Origin of the sequence: Mesorhizobium sp. C395A, assembly GCF_030323205.1 — a bacterium.
Taxonomy (GTDB): Bacteria; Pseudomonadota; Alphaproteobacteria; order Rhizobiales; family Rhizobiaceae; genus Mesorhizobium.
The window spans coordinates 6,038,419-6,056,118 of sequence record NZ_CP100473.1; the positions used below are offsets into that span (position 1 = coordinate 6,038,419).

17 protein-coding genes and 2 pseudogenes are annotated in these 17,700 nt (G+C 60.6%); 9 read left to right on the forward strand and 10 right to left on the reverse strand.

What is annotated here, in order from left to right:
- Positions 1–7 precede the first annotated feature (7 nt).
- The 9 genes and pseudogenes from NLY37_RS29200 to NLY37_RS30995 all read left to right on the forward strand — a co-directional run bounded on the left by NLY37_RS29200 (position 8) and on the right by NLY37_RS30995 (position 6,264).
- On the forward strand, positions 8–166 hold the full coding sequence (locus NLY37_RS29200; RefSeq protein WP_081731114.1) for a type IV secretion system lipoprotein VirB7: 159 nt from the start codon (positions 8–10) through the stop codon (positions 164–166).
- Positions 163–876, forward strand: a complete 714-nt coding sequence (locus NLY37_RS29205) for a type IV secretion system protein VirB8 (protein ID WP_023685154.1) — start codon at positions 163–165, stop codon at positions 874–876. Before NLY37_RS29200 ends, NLY37_RS29205 begins: the two co-directional genes overlap by 4 nt.
- Positions 873–1,756, forward strand: a pseudogene (locus NLY37_RS29210) (TrbG/VirB9 family P-type conjugative transfer protein). Before NLY37_RS29205 ends, NLY37_RS29210 begins: the two are co-directional and overlap by 4 nt.
- The gene (gene virB10, locus NLY37_RS29215; RefSeq protein ID WP_023708086.1) at positions 1,749–2,888 is read left to right on the forward strand and encodes a type IV secretion system protein VirB10; all 1,140 of its coding nucleotides are present in this window, start codon (positions 1,749–1,751) and stop codon (positions 2,886–2,888) included. Before NLY37_RS29210 ends, virB10 begins: the two are co-directional and overlap by 8 nt.
- Positions 2,872–3,912: a P-type DNA transfer ATPase VirB11 gene (gene virB11 / locus NLY37_RS29220; protein ID WP_023673699.1), complete on the forward strand. Its 1,041-nt coding sequence runs from the start codon at positions 2,872–2,874 to the stop codon at positions 3,910–3,912. Before virB10 ends, virB11 begins: the two co-directional genes overlap by 17 nt.
- 717 nt (positions 3,913–4,629) lie before the next feature.
- Positions 4,630–5,316 (forward strand): response regulator, encoded by a 687-nt coding sequence (locus tag NLY37_RS29225; protein WP_023673698.1) that lies wholly within the window; start codon positions 4,630–4,632, stop codon positions 5,314–5,316.
- A 177-nt stretch (positions 5,317–5,493) separates the two neighbouring features.
- Positions 5,494–5,655, forward strand: coding sequence for a hypothetical protein (locus tag NLY37_RS29230; RefSeq protein WP_502882088.1), 162 nt, complete (start codon positions 5,494–5,496; stop codon positions 5,653–5,655).
- 172 nt (positions 5,656–5,827) lie between these two features.
- A pseudogene (locus NLY37_RS29235) lies at positions 5,828–5,986 on the forward strand (ATP-binding protein); the annotation flags it as partial.
- Between the two features lie 41 nt (positions 5,987–6,027).
- Complete coding sequence (locus NLY37_RS30995; protein ID WP_023743439.1) at positions 6,028–6,264, forward strand: hypothetical protein; 237 nt, start codon at positions 6,028–6,030, stop codon at positions 6,262–6,264.
- Positions 6,265–6,687: 423 nt separating this feature from the next.
- Here NLY37_RS30995 and groL read toward each other — a convergent pair whose 3' ends face one another.
- The 10 genes from groL to nadA form a co-directional block, all read right to left on the reverse strand.
- Entirely contained in the window at positions 6,688–8,352 is a 1,665-nt protein-coding gene (groL, locus tag NLY37_RS29245; protein ID WP_286441050.1) for a chaperonin GroEL, read from the reverse strand.
- Between the two features lie 63 nt (positions 8,353–8,415).
- Positions 8,416–8,712 (reverse strand): co-chaperone GroES, encoded by a 297-nt coding sequence (gene groES, locus NLY37_RS29250; protein ID WP_019863563.1) that lies wholly within the window; start codon positions 8,710–8,712, stop codon positions 8,416–8,418.
- Positions 8,713–9,144: 432 nt separating this feature from the next.
- Positions 9,145–10,128, reverse strand: coding sequence for a 3-oxopimeloyl-[acyl-carrier-protein] synthase BioZ (gene bioZ, locus NLY37_RS29255; protein WP_023685574.1), 984 nt, complete (start codon positions 10,126–10,128; stop codon positions 9,145–9,147).
- A complete protein-coding gene (locus tag NLY37_RS29260; RefSeq protein WP_023740401.1) occupies positions 10,125–11,390 on the reverse strand; it encodes an adenosylmethionine--8-amino-7-oxononanoate transaminase in 1,266 nt (421 codons plus the stop codon). Before NLY37_RS29260 ends, bioZ begins: the two co-directional genes overlap by 4 nt.
- Positions 11,390–12,025: a dethiobiotin synthase gene (bioD, locus tag NLY37_RS29265; RefSeq protein ID WP_023673640.1), complete on the reverse strand. Its 636-nt coding sequence runs from the start codon at positions 12,023–12,025 to the stop codon at positions 11,390–11,392. Before bioD ends, NLY37_RS29260 begins: the two co-directional genes overlap by 1 nt.
- Positions 12,022–13,173: an 8-amino-7-oxononanoate synthase gene (locus NLY37_RS29270; RefSeq protein ID WP_023740402.1), complete on the reverse strand. Its 1,152-nt coding sequence runs from the start codon at positions 13,171–13,173 to the stop codon at positions 12,022–12,024. The genes bioD and NLY37_RS29270 overlap by 4 nt, the downstream gene beginning before the upstream one ends.
- Positions 13,170–14,183 (reverse strand): biotin synthase BioB, encoded by a 1,014-nt coding sequence (bioB, locus tag NLY37_RS29275; RefSeq protein ID WP_031203143.1) that lies wholly within the window; start codon positions 14,181–14,183, stop codon positions 13,170–13,172. The genes NLY37_RS29270 and bioB overlap by 4 nt, the downstream gene beginning before the upstream one ends.
- A gap of 92 nt (positions 14,184–14,275) precedes the next feature.
- Entirely contained in the window at positions 14,276–15,130 is an 855-nt protein-coding gene (gene nadC, locus NLY37_RS29280) for a carboxylating nicotinate-nucleotide diphosphorylase (protein ID WP_023740404.1), read from the reverse strand.
- The gene (locus NLY37_RS29285) at positions 15,127–16,671 is read right to left on the reverse strand and encodes an L-aspartate oxidase (protein ID WP_031245837.1); all 1,545 of its coding nucleotides are present in this window, start codon (positions 16,669–16,671) and stop codon (positions 15,127–15,129) included. The genes nadC and NLY37_RS29285 overlap by 4 nt, the downstream gene beginning before the upstream one ends.
- Positions 16,668–17,642 (reverse strand): quinolinate synthase NadA, encoded by a 975-nt coding sequence (gene nadA / locus NLY37_RS29290; protein WP_023673635.1) that lies wholly within the window; start codon positions 17,640–17,642, stop codon positions 16,668–16,670. The genes NLY37_RS29285 and nadA overlap by 4 nt, the downstream gene beginning before the upstream one ends.
- Between the last annotated feature and the right edge of the window lie 58 nt (positions 17,643–17,700).

Below are 17,700 nucleotides of genomic sequence, written 5' to 3' on the forward strand. Positions count from 1 at the left end.
CAAAAACATGAAATATTGCCTACTTCTGTCAATCCTCGCTTTGGCCGCCTGCAAGACGAGCCATGGGCTTGCGACATGCGCGGGTGCCCCATTCCAACTGAACGTGGGACAATGGGAAACCACCCCTGAGGATCTTCAGGTCGAATGCGCGGAAGAGCCAAAGTGAAAGTTCCTGAACATGCCCTTCTGGTGGAGAGAGAAACGCTAGCCGCCCACTATAAGAAGGTGGAAGCGTTTCAAACTTCACGAGCGAAGTCTGCGCGGCGCCTGTCAAAGGCCCTGATAGCCTTTGCCGCAGCGGCGGTCCTAGGAAATGTTGCCCAGGCATTTACCATTGCTGCCATGGTCCCGTTGGCCAAGCTCGTACCTGTGTTCCTCTGGGTCCGGCCGGATGGGACCGTCGACAGCGAAGTGTCAGTCTCTCGACTGCCGGCAACCCAAGACCGAGCCGTCATAAATGCTTCGCTGTGGGAATATGTACGCCTGCGCGAGGGGTACACAGCAGATACAGCCCAATACGCCTATGACCTCGTATCCAGTTTCAGCGCGCCGGCTGTGCGACAGCAATATCAAGATTTCTTCAACTATCCGAATCCCACCTCGCCGCAAGTCACGGTCGGCAAACGCGGCAAGCTCGAGGTCGGGCATATTTCTTCAAACGACATCAGTCCGGACGTTCAACAGATCCGTTATAAACGTTCGCTTGTTGTCGATGGGCAGATGCCGATAGTGACCACCTGGACAGCTACCATCCGCTACGAGCGCTTGACGGGTCTGCCTGGGCAATCGAGGCTCACCAATCCGGGAGGTCTACTCGTCACTTCCTATCAAAGCTCGGAAGATAGCGTATCGAACCTGGGCTATGTGCAGCCATGACAAAAAGAGCGTTTCTCGCGCTGGTCTGTTCACTCTTCTTAACGATGGAAGCGTCAGCGGAAGACACACCACTTGCCGGCAAGCATGATGCGCGCATGCGCTACCTGGCTTACCGTCCTGACGAAGTGGTGCGCCTGTCTACCGCAGTGGGGGCAACGCTGGTTGTCACATTCGCGGCCAACGAGACAGTCGCAGCCGTGGCCGTTTCCAATAGCAAAGACCTGGCTGCGCTCCCGCGCGCCAACTATCTCTTTTTAAGGCTAGCCGGATGCTCCCGCCGCAGCCGGTCGTCGTGCTGGCCGAGAGTGAGTCGGGTACACGGAGATACGTCTTCAGTATTTCAACGAGAGCGATGCCAAAACTCGATGAGCAGCAACCTGACCTATACTACAGTGTGCAGTTCACCTATCCTGCTGATGAGGCTGCTGCTCAGAGAAAGGACGCAGAAAGGCGCTCGATTCTTGGTCAGGCCCGGGCGAAAGTGCTGCGCGACGAGAGAGTTCAGGATTTGTTGAATCGGCCCGCCGCAACTACCAGTCCGGACGAAAGCAATTTTCACTACGTCGCAAAGGGCGATCGATCGCTGGCGCCGCTGGAAGTTTTCGATAATGGCTTTACCACCGTATTTGGCTTCGCAAGCAATTCCCGCATACCCTCCCTCTACATTATCAATCCCGACGGCAAGGAAGCCGCTGCCAATTACACGGTCAAAGGAGACTATGTTGAAGTATCCGCAGTCGCCCGGGAATGGCGTCTGAGAGATGGCAATACGGTCTTGTCCATTTTCAACAGGGCTTATGACCCTGTGGGACGAGCGCCAGGGACCGGTACAGTGACACCCGACGTGTGGCGCGTTTTGAAAGGCCCGGCCGATGAATGAAACCGGCCCACAGTCGGGACATGATGTCCATGCCTCAGGATCGATGGTCTCGGAGCCGGCCCGCCGGCATGTTTCGGGATTGCAGAAGTTGGCCGTCGCTGCTCTTGTTCTCATCTCATCTCTATCGCTCATCTGGCTCGGCGGTCGTCCCAGCACACAAGACGAGCCAACTCAGCCAAAACCTCCAATTGTCGCCGACGCCGAGCCATTCCGCCCCGTGCCGATTGAGATTGCTCCCGAAGCTCCAGCACCCGTACAGGCGGCGCAGGCAGGAGATTCTGCGCCATCCACGCCGCCTCCGACGCCAGCTGATCCGCCGCCGGAGGAAACACCAATTTTCGCCTACAGTGGCAGCGGTCAAATGCCCAACGACGGTCAGCGGAGCGAAGACAACCATAGGGATGCTCCCGCGACCTCGCATGAGATTTCAGACGCTGGCGATCTGACGGGGCGATTGAAACCAGATATACAGGAGCCAAGCCGGGCCACACTTTTGCCGCACCCTGATCTCGTGATTACCCAAGGAACGATAATTCCCTGCATTTTGCAAACGGCAGTCGACACAAATTTACCGGGTTATGTGAAGTGCGTCTTACCTAAAGACGTCCGCGGCGCCACCAACAACGTGGTGCTTTTGGATCGCGGGACGACCGTGATTGGCGAGATCCAGCGTGGTCTCCAACAGGGGGATGCGCGTGTCTTCGTGCTGTGGACGCGCATCGAAACGCCTGACCATGCCCTCGTTTCGCTAGCGTCGCCGGGCGCTGACGAGCTCGGCCGCTCCGGAATGCCTGGCACCGTGGATAATCACTTCTGGCAGCGCTTTGGCGGAGCAATGCTCATGAGCGTCATTCAAGGCGCGTTTCAGGCCGCCGGTCAATACGCTGGCAGCTCAGGTGGAGGAAGCGGCATCAACAGCTTCCAGAGCAACGCCGGACAAGCCGTTGACACGACCCTTAGAGCAACGATCAACGTTCCGCCAACTCTGAAGAAAAACCAGGGAGATGCTGTATCCATCTTTGTGGCTCGGGACCTCGATTTCTCAGATGTATACGATCTTAGACCGATCGCCGTGGCGCCAGCCCCCCAACATCGCCAACGCCGGAGAGACAACAATGCGACCGGAGGCTGACCCTCAATTGCGTTTGCTTCTCAACCCTGTTTTGAAATGGCTTGAGGAGCCAAGGACCGAAGAGGTCGCTATCAACCGGCCTGGGGAAGCCTTTGTCCGACAGGCCGGCGTTTTCACGAAACATCCGCTGCCGCTATCTTATGACGATCTGGAGGACATCGCGATCCTCGCTGGAGCGCTGCGCAAGCAAGATGTCGGACCGCAAAGCCCCCTCTGTGCGACTGAGCTGCCGAACGGAGAGCGGCTGCAGATCTGTTTGCCGCCCGCTGTTCCCTCAGGAACAATAAGCCTGACGATACGGCGTCCCTCAAGTCGTGTGACCGAACTCAAGGAAGTTTCTTCTCGCTACGAATACTCGCGTTGGAATCAATGGCGGTCACGAAAGGAGCGCCAAGAGCGGCAGGACGAAACGATTCTTCAGCACTACGACCATGGTGACTTGGAGCAATTTTTGCGAGCATGCGTTTGCGGGCGGCTCACGATGCTGCTTTGCGGACCTACTGGAAGCGGCAAAACGACAATGAGCAAGACTTTGATCAACGCTATACCCCCGCAAGAGAGGCTGATAAGTATCGAGGACACGCTCGAACTTGCAATCCCGCACGAGAACCATGTCCGGTTACTTTATCCGAAGGACCGAGCAAGCGTAGGTGCGGTGACAGCCGAGCAACTGTTGCAAGCCAGCTTGCGCATGCGCCCTGACCGAATATTGCTTGGCGAGATGCGCGATGATGCTGCTTGGGCCTACCTTAGCGAAGTCGTCTCCGGCCATGCGGGATCAATATCAACGATTCATGGGGCGGATCCGGTCCAAGGCTTTAAAAAGCTCTTTTCACTCGTCAAGAGCAGCCCGCAAGGAGCTGCTGTGGAAGACCACACGCTTCTTGACCTGCTGTCGGCTGCCATTGACGTCATTGTGCCGTTCAGTACCCACGGCGACGTGTATGAGGTGGGGGAGGTGTGGCTCGCCGCCGATGCCCGGCGACGCGGAGAGACAGTAGCCGACCTTCTTAACAAGCACTAAGGCTAGAGCACGTCGGGGATCGGTAGGTCGTTTGTGATACGATGGCGTAATTTGTTCAGATTGAACGTCCACTTTGATTTGAGGGAGGTGGATAATGGGAGGAGGACTGGGCGTAGACCTTCGGTCACAAGTCTGAAGTCTTCGGGCGCCCTGTCGGCGCGGCAAGTTGCGGCACGATTCGACTGGGTGTATCGAGCGCGTCCGCTGAATTGCGCGGGCGACGCTCACCGAGCTGGTGCCGATGCCTGCTTCAAAAGCGGCATCGACACCCGGCAGTCGTACCCTTGATTTACCTAGCCGCGCTCAATGAGTGTCTTCAAAGCCGCCGAACGTGGTTCGGAATGACCGGTGGTAAATCGGGAAGTGCCATATAGGGAATCCTCCTGGTATTGCCTCCAGGGGGTCCTCTCAATGAACAAAGCCGCAACCTGCCCTTGCGACCTCAGCTGGATGTTGCGACGCAACCCATAGGAGGATCGATGCGCAGAGAAATCGCAGGCAGAGTCGGTGGCATTGTGGGCCCGCCGACCGACGGTTTCAGCCCGTCAACAGGTCTTCACGTGTTCCATCCCCGACTATTGCAGGCGTGCGGCTTGCATGCTCCCGCGATCACCCATCGGAAAGAGCGTTACGAACACTACGAAGAGTTGCGCGACTTCCGCTGTCGCCCCGGTCTTACAGCGGACGGTGACCTGTCCGACCTTGATAGGACGTGAAATGCGAACGCTGCTCATTGATCATCATGTGGATCTTACGCGCGCTGTGCGAGTTGCGCTCGGGGATAGCGGTTTTGCCGTTGATGTAGTTGGCAACCTGGAACAGGCATCGAGGGCATTTTGTTGCGCAACCTATGAAATTCTCCTGCTGGAGTTGGCTCTGCCAGATGGCGATGGCTTGGGCTGGCTGAGACAGCTAAGGAGCAACGGGCATTCAGTTCCAACCCTCATTATGAGTAGCATCAACGATCTCGAGAAGCGGATTGCAATTTTCAACGGTGGCGCGGACGACTTTCTGCTCAAGCCCGTCTCTTTCGATGAGCTCATCGCCAGAATGAGAGCCATTCTGCGCCGGTCGACACAGGTGACCGACCCCATCGTTGTATTTGGCAATCTCAATTTCGATCCGATCGGCCGACAGGTTTCCGTCTCGGGTCATCCTCTGAAGATCGCACGCCGCGAACTATGCATTTTGGAGCATCTGCTTATCCGTGCAGGCCGCATCGTGCCTCGTGCGCAGTTGGAAGATCACCTCTATTCGTTCAACGACGAGGTATCTGCCAACGCGCTTGAAGTCGGAATCTATCGCTTACGTGGACACCTGAGAAGGTCAGGTGCAACGCCACGTATCACGACCATGCGCGGCATTGGTTACATTCTTGAATTGACTGAGGCGGCATCCGCATAGTTGGTCTAAATTGAAAGAACAGACTGCCTGCCCGTCGTCAGGGTGATCTTGTGGCCATAATGGACATCGCGGCCGCCCTTGACGATGGTGTCGGCATGCGGTTCGAACGGCTCTGTCGCAAACATTTTTGTAAGCGAGCATGGCAAGAAAAACGCCTCAGCTGTGGAGGAGCACGTGATGTTCAAGGGCCGCCATTTCGACCAGGCTATCGGCTTCAAGTCGCATGCGAACCGCGTGGTTATCCTCTCCGGCATCGAGATGATCCACATGATGGGCAAGCGACAGGCGAGGTATGCCTACAAGGCTGTCGATCGCTGTTTCGATCTCCTCGCTGCCTGACGGACAGGCCGAAATGGCCGTTCACAACCCCATTTCCAGGTTTGCGACAGAGCCTTTTGTCGGCGTTGCCGGCTTCGAAGGGCCGGTGCGCGCCGAGCGGATCAAGATCACCCCCGGCCACCTTGCTGCGGCCACTCGCCGAGTACGAAGCGGCGGCCGGAGGGAGCTGGTGATGACGACCCTAGATCATGACCTGCTGATCGCAATCCTGGATCGGCTGAAGTTGACGGCGATCCGCGACCAGCTCGACACGCTCATGTCGAGCAAGATCGCGCAGTTCCCGTTTGTCCGCGAACTCGACGGCTTCGGCTTCGACGCGCAGCCATCGGTCTGCTTCAGCCAAACGTATTCATAGGTACGGGACAGGCTGCTATGTCCGCCACCCACGCCTGCTCCGAGGCCCTCCAGGGCAATGGTCTGAGACCTGGGCTCAAGCCCTTCGGCGAGGAGGATGAGACGCTGAGGCGTTGCGACTATCATCGCGGCGACACGCAGCTCTTGATTTGTGTGCGAAATCCTCAGCAGATCCATCGGGCTGAGCCGCTCAGCAATATCAACGAGAATGTCCAGCGGCAGATCAAGGATACTCAGAGGAGGAAACGCTCTTGAGGCTCAGCGCGCGTCTGCTCCACTATAGATCAGGATGATTCACCGGGTCCTTCAACGCCAGCCGCCGGTTCCGATGAGAGAATTGTCCCTGATATCACGCTCGATGGAGTTAAATGGCGAGATGGGCGCCTTGCCACGCTCCTCAATGCCCCTCATGATTCACCGCCTATAGCTACCAACTGAATGAATCATCGTGATTGTCGCGCAGCGGAATCCTCAAGGATCGGGCAGTTCGTAGGGGGCGCCGGTTTGACCAGGTTGAGCCCGCGAATTGCTCGATCGGACAAGATCCTAATTCTCGACCATGCGGTGAGGCTCGAACGAGATCCTCGGGACGCACTCCAAGGTTTCGATCATGTTCGGCACACAAGGAAAGGGCGGCATTGCTGCCGCCCTGTCCGCTGTAAGTTGATAGGGGCTGGATTAAAAATCCATACCGCCCATCCCGCCCATGCCGCCCATGCCGCCGCCGCCCATGCCGCCAGGTATGCCGCCGCCAGCTGACTCCTTCTTCGGAGCCTCCGCGATCATGGCTTCGGTGGTGACGAGCAGGCCGGCGACCGAAGCCGCGTCCTGGAGAGCGGTGCGAACGACCTTGACCGGGTCGACGATGCCCATGGCGATCATGTCGCCATACTCGCCGGTCTGGGCGTTGTAGCCGTAGGTCGCGCCCTTGTTGTCGAGGATCTTGCCGGCAACGATCGAAGCTTCAGCACCTGCGTTCGAAGCGATCTGACGGGCCGGAGCCTGCAGTGCACGACGAACGATGTTGATGCCGGCAGCCTGGTCGGCATTGACGCCGGTGACCTTGATGTTGGCCGAAGCGCGCAGCAGTGCGACGCCGCCGCCTGCAACGATGCCTTCTTCCACGGCCGCGCGGGTCGCGTTGAGGGCGTCATCGACGCGGTCCTTCTTTTCCTTGACTTCGACTTCCGTCGCGCCGCCGACGCGGATCACCGCGACGCCGCCCGCGAGCTTCGCCAGACGTTCCTGCAGCTTCTCCTTGTCGTAGTCCGACGTGGTCTCTTCGATCTGCTGCTTGATCTGGGCAACGCGGCCCTGGATCTCGTCCTTCTTGCCGGCGCCGTCGACGATGGTGGTGTTCTCCTTGGAGATCGACACCTTCTTGGCGCGGCCGAGCATGTTGAGGCCGACATTCTCGAGCTTGATGCCGAGGTCTTCCGAAATGACCTGGCCACCGGTGAGGATGGCGATGTCTTCCAGCATGGCCTTGCGGCGATCACCGAAGCCCGGCGCCTTGACGGCGGCGATCTTCAGGCCACCGCGCAGCTTGTTGACGACCAGCGTGGCCAGAGCCTCGCCTTCGACGTCTTCCGAGATGATGAGCAGCGGCTTAGAGGTCTGCACGACGGCTTCGAGAACCGGCAGCATGGCCTGGAGGTTGGACAGCTTCTTCTCGTGCAGGAGGATGTAGACGTCCTCGAGCTCGGCAACCATCTTGTCGGCGTTGGTGACGAAGTAGGGCGAGAGATAGCCGCGGTCGAACTGCATGCCTTCGACGACTTCCAGCTCGGTCTCGGCGGTCTTGGCTTCTTCAACCGTGATGACGCCTTCATTGCCGACCTTCTGCATCGCTTCGGCGATCATCTTGCCGACCGACTCGTCGCCATTGCCGGCGATCGTGCCGACCTGGGCAACTTCCTCGGAGGTCTTGATCTTCTTGGCAGCGTTGCCGAGAGCCGCGACCACTTCGGTCACGGCCAGGTCGATGCCGCGCTTCAGGTCCATCGGGTTCATGCCGGCGGCAACCGCCTTGTTACCTTCCTGGACGATCGACTGCGCCAGAACGGTCGCGGTCGTGGTGCCATCACCGGCGATGTCGTTGGTCTTCGAAGCAACTTCGCGGATCATCTGCGCGCCCATGTTTTCGAACTTGTCGGAAAGTTCGATTTCCTTGGCGACGGTGACGCCGTCCTTGGTGATGCGCGGTGCGCCGAACGACTTGTCGATGACGACGTTGCGGCCCTTGGGACCGAGGGTCACCTTCACCGCGTCGGCGAGGATGTTGATGCCGTGAAGCATGCGCTCGCGCGCGTCGCGGGAGAATTTTACGTCTTTGGCAGCCATTTTTTAGCTCCTGGCAGGGGCTTGCGATCAAGCCCGAAATTCAGTTGACGGTGAGGCCGATAATCAGCCGATGATGCCCATAATGTCGGATTCCTTCATGATCAGAAGGTCTTCGCCATTGAGCTTGACTTCGGTGCCCGACCACTTGCCGAACAGGATGCGGTCGCCGGCCTTGACGTCCAGCGGGACCAGCTTGCCGGCTTCGTCGCGAGCGCCGGAGCCGACGGCGATGATCTCGCCTTCCTGCGGCTTTTCCTTCGCCGTATCCGGGATGATGATCCCGCCGGCGGTCTTGGATTCGGATTCGACCCGGCGTACGACCACGCGGTCATGCAGCGGCCGGAAATTCGACTTTGCCATTTTTGGATTTCCTTGGTGCGGATGTTGAACGGTGCTCCGTTGCCGGAGCATGCCTAGCACTCAGCCGAAGCGAGTGCTAACGCGGCAATGAATAAGCCGCAGGCTCCTGCTAGTCAAGACGGAAGAGCAAAGAGCAAAGAGAAAAGAGAAGACAGCAAAGAGCAGGCAGCAAAGAGCGTGTAAGCATCGAGCCTTTTATGTGAACAATGTCGGGTATCCGACATATATGGGGCGGCTCACCCTTTGTAATTGAGCTTTATTCAGATGGTACGATTGGTGCAACGGGTGTTGCATTTGAACTCATCCAGAGGCTCGCACGGGTCGTGCTGCGTCAGCTTGGTCATGTCGAGCTTCAGAAGGCCATTTTTTGGCATTGGTTCTGTTGCTCCTATTGCCGTTCATGACCAATCCTGCGCGCGTGAGCCGGCCGGCTTAGATTCCAACCACGAGAGCGCCGCCGCTGAGACCCGCACCCGCCGCCGCCAGAAGGATTTTCTCTCCTGGCTGGAATGGCTTCATCTGGTTGGCGAGCGAGAGCGACAGCGGGACCGTCGCGGCCGAAGAGTTGCCGTATTCGGCAATCGTCTTGACAATTGCTTGGTCCGCAATGCCGAGGTTTCTTCCGACCGCGCCGAAAATCCGAGTATTGGCCTGATGCGGCACAAACCGGCCGACATTGTGTGGCCGCACTCCCGCAGTGGCTAGCGCGGCTGTCGAGCAATCGGTCATCATCTCGACGGCCTTTGCGAACACTTCGGGCCCGTCGGTCATCGTCATCCGGGTCTGCCCGAGGTCGAGGTCGCCATGGAACGGCGTGTTGCTTCCTCCTGCGGGAATCTGGATCAGCCCGTAGCGCGAGCCGTCCGAAGCCACCGAGGCACCGAGAATGCCCCGATCAGCATCATCGCACTGACCGATCACCAGGGCGCCGGCGGCATCGGCGAACAAGACTGAGCTCGCGCGCTCGGCTGGATTGATGCGGCGGCTGAGGATGTTGGCGGCGATGACCAGCGCTGGTTTGCCATGCAGGCGGGTGAACCCGTCCGCAAACATGAGCGCATAGATGAAACCGGCGCAGGCGCCGGTCAGATCGACCGCGCCTGCGCGGCCAAGGCCAAGCTTGTGTGCGACCAGCGGCGCGCTTGGCGGCAGAAGATGGTCGGGCGTCGAGGTGGCAAGCAACAGCAGACCGATGTCGTGGCGCGCAATACCGGCGTTCACCAGCGCCATGTCGCCAGCCCGGGTGGCAAGACCCGACAGCGTGTCTTCGTCCGTTGCCCAGAAGCGCGAACGGATTCCGGTACGCCTTTCGATCCAGCCCGGCTCGAGGCCGAGATTGCTCTCGATCTCGGCATTGGCCACCTTGCGCCCAGGCACGTGATGGCCAAGTCCGAGAATGCGCGACGACTTGCTCATGGCCTTGACCCGAAGCGTTCCCCGGCCTCCTCGATGGCGTCATAGAGTCGTTCGAGCTCGTCGCCTGCGATGCAATAGGGTGGCAGAAGGTAGAGGACATTGCCGAGCGGGCGCACAAGCAGGCCGCGCTCGAGGAAGAAAGCGCGCAGCTTCGGACCAATCTCGGCGAGATAACCTGCTGAACCGGTTCGCAGGTCGAGCGCCGCGATCGTTCCCGTGGCTCGACAGTCGGCAAAATATGGATTGTCCCGGAAGCGTTGCAGCCCGACGGCCTGCATCACGCTCAAGGCCGTGATCTGCCCGGCAACTGGCTCGTCGCGCCAGATCTCGACATTGGCGAGTGCTGCCGCACAGGCAATCGGATTGGCGGTGTAGGAGCTCGAATGGAAAAACGTCTTCTTCCGGTCCTCGGAATAGTGCGCCCGGAAGATGGCATCGGTGACAAGCGTTACGGCCAGCGGGATGGTGCCGCCGGTCAAGCCTTTGGAGGTGCACAGGATATCTGGAGAAATCGATGCCTGCTCGCAGGCGAACATGGTTCCGGTGCGTCCCCAGCCGGTCATCACCTCGTCGGCGATCAGCAGCGAGCCGGAGGCCTCAGTGATCTTCTTCAATTCGGCCAGAACCGATGCTGGATACATCAGCATGCCGCCGGCGCCCAGCACCAGCGGCTCGACGATCAAGGCTGCGGCTCGTCGATCGCGGGTCACAGCCTCGAAACGATCCAGCGTCTCCTGCTCGTGCCCCGCGGCCGGAAAGGGGATGATGTCGACCTCGAACAGCAAGGGTTCATAGGCGGCGTTGAACACGCCACGCGCACCGACGCTCATCGTTCCAATCGTGTCACCATGATAGCTGTGCTCCATGACGACGATGCGCGAGCGCGGCGCGCCGATGTTGCGGAAATAACCGAGCGCCATCTTCAGCGCGACTTCGACTGAGGTCGAGCCACTGTCGGAATAGAACACCCAGTCGAGTCCAGCGGGAGCGAGGCCGACAAGCGCCTTGGCCAAGCGCTCTGCCGGCTCGTGCGTGAAGCCCGCAAAGATAATCTGGTCGAGGCTCGACGCGGTTGTCTCGATTGCCTTCATGATGCGGGGATGGCGGTGGCCATGTGTGACGACCCACCAGGAGGAGATGGCGTCCAGGATGCGGGCGCCGTCGGCCCTGTGGAGATAGGCGCCCTCAGTCAGGACGATTTCTGGGATCGCAGGCTCGAGTGCGTGCTGGGTGAAGGGATGCCACACATGAGACTGCGACATCAGTCACCTCCAGTAATCGAGGCGAAGGCGAAGCCGGCAACCATTGCGTCCCTCAGTGTTTTGCCCGTCAGCACATCGAGGTGCGGCAGCCTGCCGAGCTGCGGGGCACCGCTGAATTCCACGATGGTCCGTTGCGTATCGGCCATCTCATCGCCGATGAAAGCGATGCCCGCCAACGGGATGGAGCGGGCGCGGAGCGCCTCGACCGATAGCAAGGTGTGGTTGATGGTGCCGAGTGTGGTGCGGGCGCACAGAATAACGGGCAGCCGCCATTCAGCGAAGATGTCGATTAACCTTGTGCGCCGGTTGAGCGGCACCATTAGGCCGCCGGAGCCTTCGATGACGAGCGGCGTCGGTAGGACGGGAAAAGCAAGATCGGCAGCCTTGATCGCCACGCCGTCGATCTCGGCCGAACGATGCGGCGACAGCGGGCTCCGCAAGCGGTAGGCTTCCGGCAGCACGCGCTCTGAGGGCAAGCCGGCAAGCCGCGCGACAACCTCGCTGTCGGTCTCGCCGTCGAGGCCCGATTGCACCGGTTTCCAGTAAAAGCCGTCCAGCAAACCGGCGAGCCCAGCCGCAAACACGGTCTTGCCAACTCCGGTATCCGTTCCGGTGATGACGATGCGTTGGGTCATATCGCCTCCGGTGATGTTTGGGCCAACACCTCGACCAGCGCCTCTACCATGGCGGAAATGTCGGCTTCGCCAATATTGAGCGTCAGTGAGATGCGCAGCCGCGACGTGCCCTCGGGCACGGTCGGAGGACGAACGCCGCGTATGTCGAAGCCGCGGGCCTGCAGGCGCGCCGCCACTGCCATGGTGCGCCTGACATCGCCGATTACTAAGGGCTGGATCTGAGAGCCACTTGGTGTCACACCCCAGCGATTGACCAACCGGCCGGCGCTGGCGACGCGTTCATGCAGCTGAACACGCCGCATAGGCTCGTCGGCGAGCATTGCGAGTGCCTCGCGCGCCACGACCGCCATCAGTGGCGATGGCGCGGTTGCGTAGATGAATGGCCGGCAACGGTTGATCAGATATTCGCACAGTGCCCTCGGCCCGGTGACGAGCCCACCAGATGCGCCGAGCGCCTTGCCGCAGGTGTGGAGCGCTATGATGTTGTCGCGACCCTCGAAAGCGGCGGCAAGCCCCCGGCCATCCGGTCCCCAGACGCCGGTGGCATGCGCCTCATCAATGACGATGAATGCGCCGTGCCGATCGGCAAGTGCGACCAGGCTCTCCAAAGGCGCGCAGTCGCCATCCATGCTGTAAAGGCTTTCCACCGCGATCCAGACGCATCCCATGCCGCCTGCGACGCGCCAACGTGTAATCGCATCCTCGACAGCGGTGGCGTCGTTGTGCGCGGCCAGCACGAACTGTGCGCGCCCGGCCTGCGCACCCTCATGCATGCTGGCATGGGCGAGCTCATCGACAACCAAAAGATCGCCCTTCTGCGGCAGGGCGCTCAGCAGAGCGAAGTTGGCGATGTAGCCGCTGCCGAAGAACAGCGCGCGGTCGGCTCCAAAGAATGCCGCCGCGTCTGCCTCGAGCTGCTCGTGTTCCGGTGCATTGCCGCGCAACAGCCGCGACCCGGTGGCGCCAACCGGCGTGCCCCGTGCAATCGCCGCCACAACCGCATCGCCAAGTCTTCTGGACGCGGCCAGCCCGAGATAGTCGTTCGACGAGAAGTCCAGCCCGGCGCGGGGCGAAAGCGTCCGCAGCCGGTCCTTGCGCGCTAGCCCCTGCAAGGTCGCATCATAACGGGCAAGCGGCGCCCCGTTCATTGCGCCTCGAGTTCCATCGGATCGATGCCAAGGCGCCGGAACAGCAGGGTATCCTTGTCCTCACCGGGATTGTCCGCCGTCAGCAGCGTGTCGCCGAAGAAGATCGAGTTGGCGCCGGCAAAAAAGCACAGCGCCTGCATCTCGTCGGTCATCGCGGTGCGGCCGGCGGACAGACGGACATGCGATTTCGGCATCATGATGCGCGCCAGCGCGATCACGCGCACGAATTCGATCGGCTCAATGGGCTTGGCGTCTGCAAGCGGCGTACCGGCGATCGGGATCAGCATGTTGATCGGAACGCTTTGCGGATGTTCCGGCAGATTGGCCAGCGTCACCAGCATGTCGATCCGGTCCACCGGCTCCTCGCCCATGCCGACAATGCCTCCACAGCAGACCTTGATGCCGGATTTGCGAACGTGGTCAAGCGTCTCGAGCCGCTCGGCAAAGCTCCGCGTACCGATGATCTCGCTATAGTAGCGTTCTGACGTATCGATGTTGTGGTTGTAGTAGTCGAGGCCCGCCTGCTTCAGTCGAGCGGCTTGCTCAAGATCGAGCATGCCGAGTGTCATGCAGGTCTCCAGGCCCAGCGCCTTGACGCCTTCGACCATCGCCACCACCGCATCCATGTCGCGCGCCTTGGGGTTTCGCCAGGCCGCGCCCATGCAATAACGGGTGGCGCCGGCATCACGCGCCTTGGTCGCTTCGGCGATGACGCGCCTGACATCCATCAGCTTGGACGCCTCCAACCCGGTTTCGTGACGCGCCGACTGGCTGCAATAGCCACAATCCTCCGGGCATCCTCCGGTCTTGATGCTGAGCAGCCGGCTGAGCTGGACCTTGTTTGGATCGAAATTCTGGCGGTGCACCGTTTGCGCCAGGAAGAGGAGATTGTTGAAGGGGGCATGGTAAAGTGCCTGAGCCTTCTCCAAGGTCCACGCTCCAGGGTCAGGGGGGTCAAGAGATTTGGCCTGTGGCGGTGTCTGCGTTGAACTTGCCGTTTGCATCTCCATGCTGTTCCTCCGGTCTGTCTTGCGGGTCTTTGCTATCTGACTATGATGATCGGAAAGGACAGTTGACCCAATCCTGTTCGTTACTCAGACAATCATGAGCCCCGATGGTCGAGGCCGATATCCAGGATCGGCGCGCTGTGGATGAGTCGGCCGACCGAAATCAGATCAACGCCGGTCGCGGCAACCGCTCGCGCTGTATGCGACGTGATCCCGCCAGAAGCCTCGGTGATAGCGCGGCCACCGACCATTGCGACGGCGCGGCGAAGATCGGGGAGGGACATGTTGTCGAGCAGAACCACATCGGGAGCGAAGCCAAGTACCTCCTCCAACTGGGCCAGAGTATCGACCTCGACTTCGATCTTGACGAGATGACCGGCCGCTCTTCGTGCTCGCTCGAGCGCTGGCCGGACGCCGCCTGCGATGGCGATGTGGTTGTCCTTGATCAAAATTGCATCGTCCAGGCCGAAGCGGTGATTGGACCCGCCACCTGCGCGCACGGCATACTTTTCGACTGCCCGCAACCCGGGCGTCGTCTTGCGGGTGCAGACGATCTTCGCGCCATATCCACGAACCGCAGCGACCATCGATGCCGTTGCTGTGGCGATGCCGCTCAGATGGCACAAAAAATTGAGTGCCGTCCTTTCGGCTGTGAGAATGGCCCGGGCCGGGCCAACCACTGATGCAATGACCTCTCCATCCACGACATTGCAGCCGTCTGCCCGCTCCACGGAGATTTCGACACCAGGATCAATCAAGCCGAAAGCGAGCATCGCCAGATCGATGCCGGCGACAACTCCGGACTGTCGCGCCACCAACACGGTTCCCGCTTGGCATTCCTTCGGGACGATGGCGTCCGTGGTCAAGTCGCCGGCTCTGCCAAGGTCTTCAAGAAGAGATGCCCGTACAAGCGGCTCAAGCAGGACCGTGGGGAGCGGTGAGAGCATCATCCCTTTGCACCTTCGGAGCTTGGCGAGTGTCCGAGTTCCCGCGCAGCCGCCAAGGCGGCTTCGAGCGTGATTTCGGACCGTCGGGCGGCAGTCGCATGATGAGGAAAATCTGTCCGGTAATGAGCGCCGCGGCTTTCTTCGCGCAACAAGGCGGCAACAGCAATCATTAGCCCGACAGCCGCCGGATCCGAGGCCGCATCCTTGCTTTCGGCGAGCGGCAATAAGGCACGCGCGGCTGCTTTCAACCCTTCACCATCCCGGACGATGCCGAGTGCGCGCGACAGAAAAACGCGCACGGCTGTCGGAGCGGGCGGTGGGTAAACGTTCGCAAACGCAGGCCTTGTTCTGCGCGCAGGCGTTCCGGCGACGCTTTCAGCGACCCACCGGGCGCACACGATTGCCTCCGTCAAGGAATTGCTGGCGAGCCTGTTGGCGCCATGCAGTCCTGTCGAAGCGACTTCGCCGCAGGCCCACAGCCCCTCGACGGAGGTCCTGCCAAAGCTGTCCACGGCAACGCCACCCATATGGTAGTGTTGGGCCGGACGAATGGGGATGAGATCGCGCGCGGGATTGATGCCCGCTCCACGACAGGCTGATGCGATTGTCGGGAAATGTCGAGCGAATGCCGGGCCTGGCCGTTGTCGGGCATCGAGAAAAACATGGTGGCCGTCCGCAATATGGTTCCACACGGCGCGGGCCAAGACATCGCGAGGCGCAAGTTCCGCCCCGGGCACGCTCTGGAGAAAAGCCTGGCCGGTTTCATCGATCAGGGCAGCACCTTCGCCTCGCACAGCCTCGCTGACCAGCGCCATAGGGCGTTCTGGGCCGTCAAGCGCGGTCGGGTGGAACTGAATGAATTCGAGGTCGGCTAGGACAGCTCCAGCGCGGGCCGCAAGCGCAAGGCCTTGTCCGCAACTGCCCCAAGGGTTCGTGGTGTCGAGAAACAGTCCCCCGATGCCACCGGTGGCGAGAACCACCCGCCGTGAGCCGAAGAAGAAAGGTGCGATCGAACAGCTCGCCCAGACGCCTCGGATCGCATTCTCTCGCACTGCGAGCCGGCGCGCTTCCACGCCCTCCACGACAACTATCGACGGAGTGGAACGCACAGCCGCGATCAGCGCACGCATGATCTCACGCCCGGTGCCGTCCCCATGCGCATGAACGATGCGACGTCGGCTGTGTGCGGCCTCCAATCCGAGGCACAGTGATCCTTCCGGCGTGCGGTCAAAGCGAACCCCAAAGCCCGCAAGCCCCTCTATGGCCTTGGGCGCGGCTTGGAGGATGCGGCTCGCCACGTCTCTGTCGCAGAGACCATCCCCGGCGGCAACCGTATCGGCCAGGTGCATTGCCGGATCGTCGTCTTCGCCGAAACTTGCAGCCAGGCCCCCCTGGGCCCAGGTGCTCGAGTTGTCAGCTCCCAGCAGCGACCTTGACAGAAGAAGCACCGGCTCCGGCGACAGTTGAAGCGCGGTCATCAGTCCGGCGATGCCGCCGCCGATGATGATGGGCCGCCCGAAGAAGCTGCGGAGGTCGGCGCTCAAACTGCCAGCATCCGTTCGACCGCTAGCCGCGCGCGCCCGGCGATCCCGGGTTCGACGGTTACGACATGGTGGTTCTGCTCGAGCGCCGTGCGGATGTTGGCAAGCGTGATCCGCTTCATATGCGGGCACAAATTGCAGGGCCGGATGAACTCGACCTCTGGGTGCGCTAACGCGACGTTGTCGCTCATTGAGCATTCCGTCATCAGCACGACACGTGGCGGCCTTTGCCTTTCGACATAGTCGGACATGGCAGCCGTCGAGCCGGAAAAATCTGCTTCAGCCACGACGTCGGGCGGGCATTCGGGATGGGCGAGCACGACCACGCCGGGATGGCTTTCGCGCAACTCGCGGATGTCGGCCGGTGTAAAGCGCTCATGCACCTCACAACGCCCTTTCCAGGCGATGATCTGCACATCTGTCTGAGCGGCGATATTCTGGGCCAGATATTCGTCCGGCAACATGATCACCCGGAGAACCCCAAGGGATTCGACGACCGCCTTGGCGTTGCCGGATGTACAGCAGATATCCGACTCGGCCTTCACTTCGGCGGACGTATTTACATAAGTGATGATCGGAACGCCGGGATAACGCTGGCGCATCAAGCGCACGTCTTCTGCCGTGATTGAGTCCGCCAACGAGCAACCGGCGCTGAGATCCGGAATGAGCACGGTCTTGCCCGGATTGAGGAGCTTGGCCGTTTCGGCCATGAAATGGACGCCGGCCAGCACGATGACTTGCGCCTCGACCGTCGCAGCCGTGCGGGCTAGTGCCAAGCTGTCGCCGACGATGTCGGCCACGCAGTGGAAGATCTCGGGCGTCTGATAATTGTGCGCCAGGATGATCGCGTTGCGCTCGCGCTTCAGCGCAAGGATCGCCTCGATATCCTCGGCGAAAGCCGGCCATTCAATCGGCGGGATCACTCGTCGGACGCGCTCGTAGAGCAACGCGGCCGTAGGCAGCATGGCGCCCATCGACCCCCTCCCGCTTATACTCTAACTGAAAATAACCAGCATATACTTGCTGTGAGTA

What these genes read in the sequence shown, in the direction of transcription:
- NLY37_RS29200 (WP_081731114.1), top strand. Translation starts at nt 8, where the DNA reads ATGAAATATTGCCTACTTCTGTCAATCCTCGCTTTGGCCGCCTGCAAG.
- bioB (WP_031203143.1), bottom strand. Translation starts at nt 14,183, where the DNA reads ATGGAGATGCAAACGGCAAGTTCAACGCAGACACCGCCACAGGCCAAA.
- groES (WP_019863563.1), bottom strand. Translation starts at nt 8,712, where the DNA reads ATGGCAAAGTCGAATTTCCGGCCGCTGCATGACCGCGTGGTCGTACGC.
- groL (WP_286441050.1), bottom strand. Translation starts at nt 8,352, where the DNA reads ATGGCTGCCAAAGACGTAAAATTCTCCCGCGACGCGCGCGAGCGCATG.
- NLY37_RS29260 (WP_023740401.1), bottom strand. Translation starts at nt 11,390, where the DNA reads ATGTCGCAGTCTCATGTGTGGCATCCCTTCACCCAGCACGCACTCGAG.
- NLY37_RS29225 (WP_023673698.1), top strand. Translation starts at nt 4,630, where the DNA reads ATGCGAACGCTGCTCATTGATCATCATGTGGATCTTACGCGCGCTGTG.
- virB10 (WP_023708086.1), top strand. Translation starts at nt 1,749, where the DNA reads ATGAATGAAACCGGCCCACAGTCGGGACATGATGTCCATGCCTCAGGA.
- nadC (WP_023740404.1), bottom strand. Translation starts at nt 15,130, where the DNA reads ATGATGCTCTCACCGCTCCCCACGGTCCTGCTTGAGCCGCTTGTACGG.
- NLY37_RS30995 (WP_023743439.1), top strand. Translation starts at nt 6,028, where the DNA reads ATGTCCGCCACCCACGCCTGCTCCGAGGCCCTCCAGGGCAATGGTCTG.
- bioZ (WP_023685574.1), bottom strand. Translation starts at nt 10,128, where the DNA reads ATGAGCAAGTCGTCGCGCATTCTCGGACTTGGCCATCACGTGCCTGGG.
- nadA (WP_023673635.1), bottom strand. Translation starts at nt 17,642, where the DNA reads ATGGGCGCCATGCTGCCTACGGCCGCGTTGCTCTACGAGCGCGTCCGA.
- bioD (WP_023673640.1), bottom strand. Translation starts at nt 12,025, where the DNA reads ATGACCCAACGCATCGTCATCACCGGAACGGATACCGGAGTTGGCAAG.
- virB11 (WP_023673699.1), top strand. Translation starts at nt 2,872, where the DNA reads ATGCGACCGGAGGCTGACCCTCAATTGCGTTTGCTTCTCAACCCTGTT.
- NLY37_RS29230 (WP_502882088.1), top strand. Translation starts at nt 5,494, where the DNA reads ATGTTCAAGGGCCGCCATTTCGACCAGGCTATCGGCTTCAAGTCGCAT.
- NLY37_RS29270 (WP_023740402.1), bottom strand. Translation starts at nt 13,173, where the DNA reads ATGAACGGGGCGCCGCTTGCCCGTTATGATGCGACCTTGCAGGGGCTA.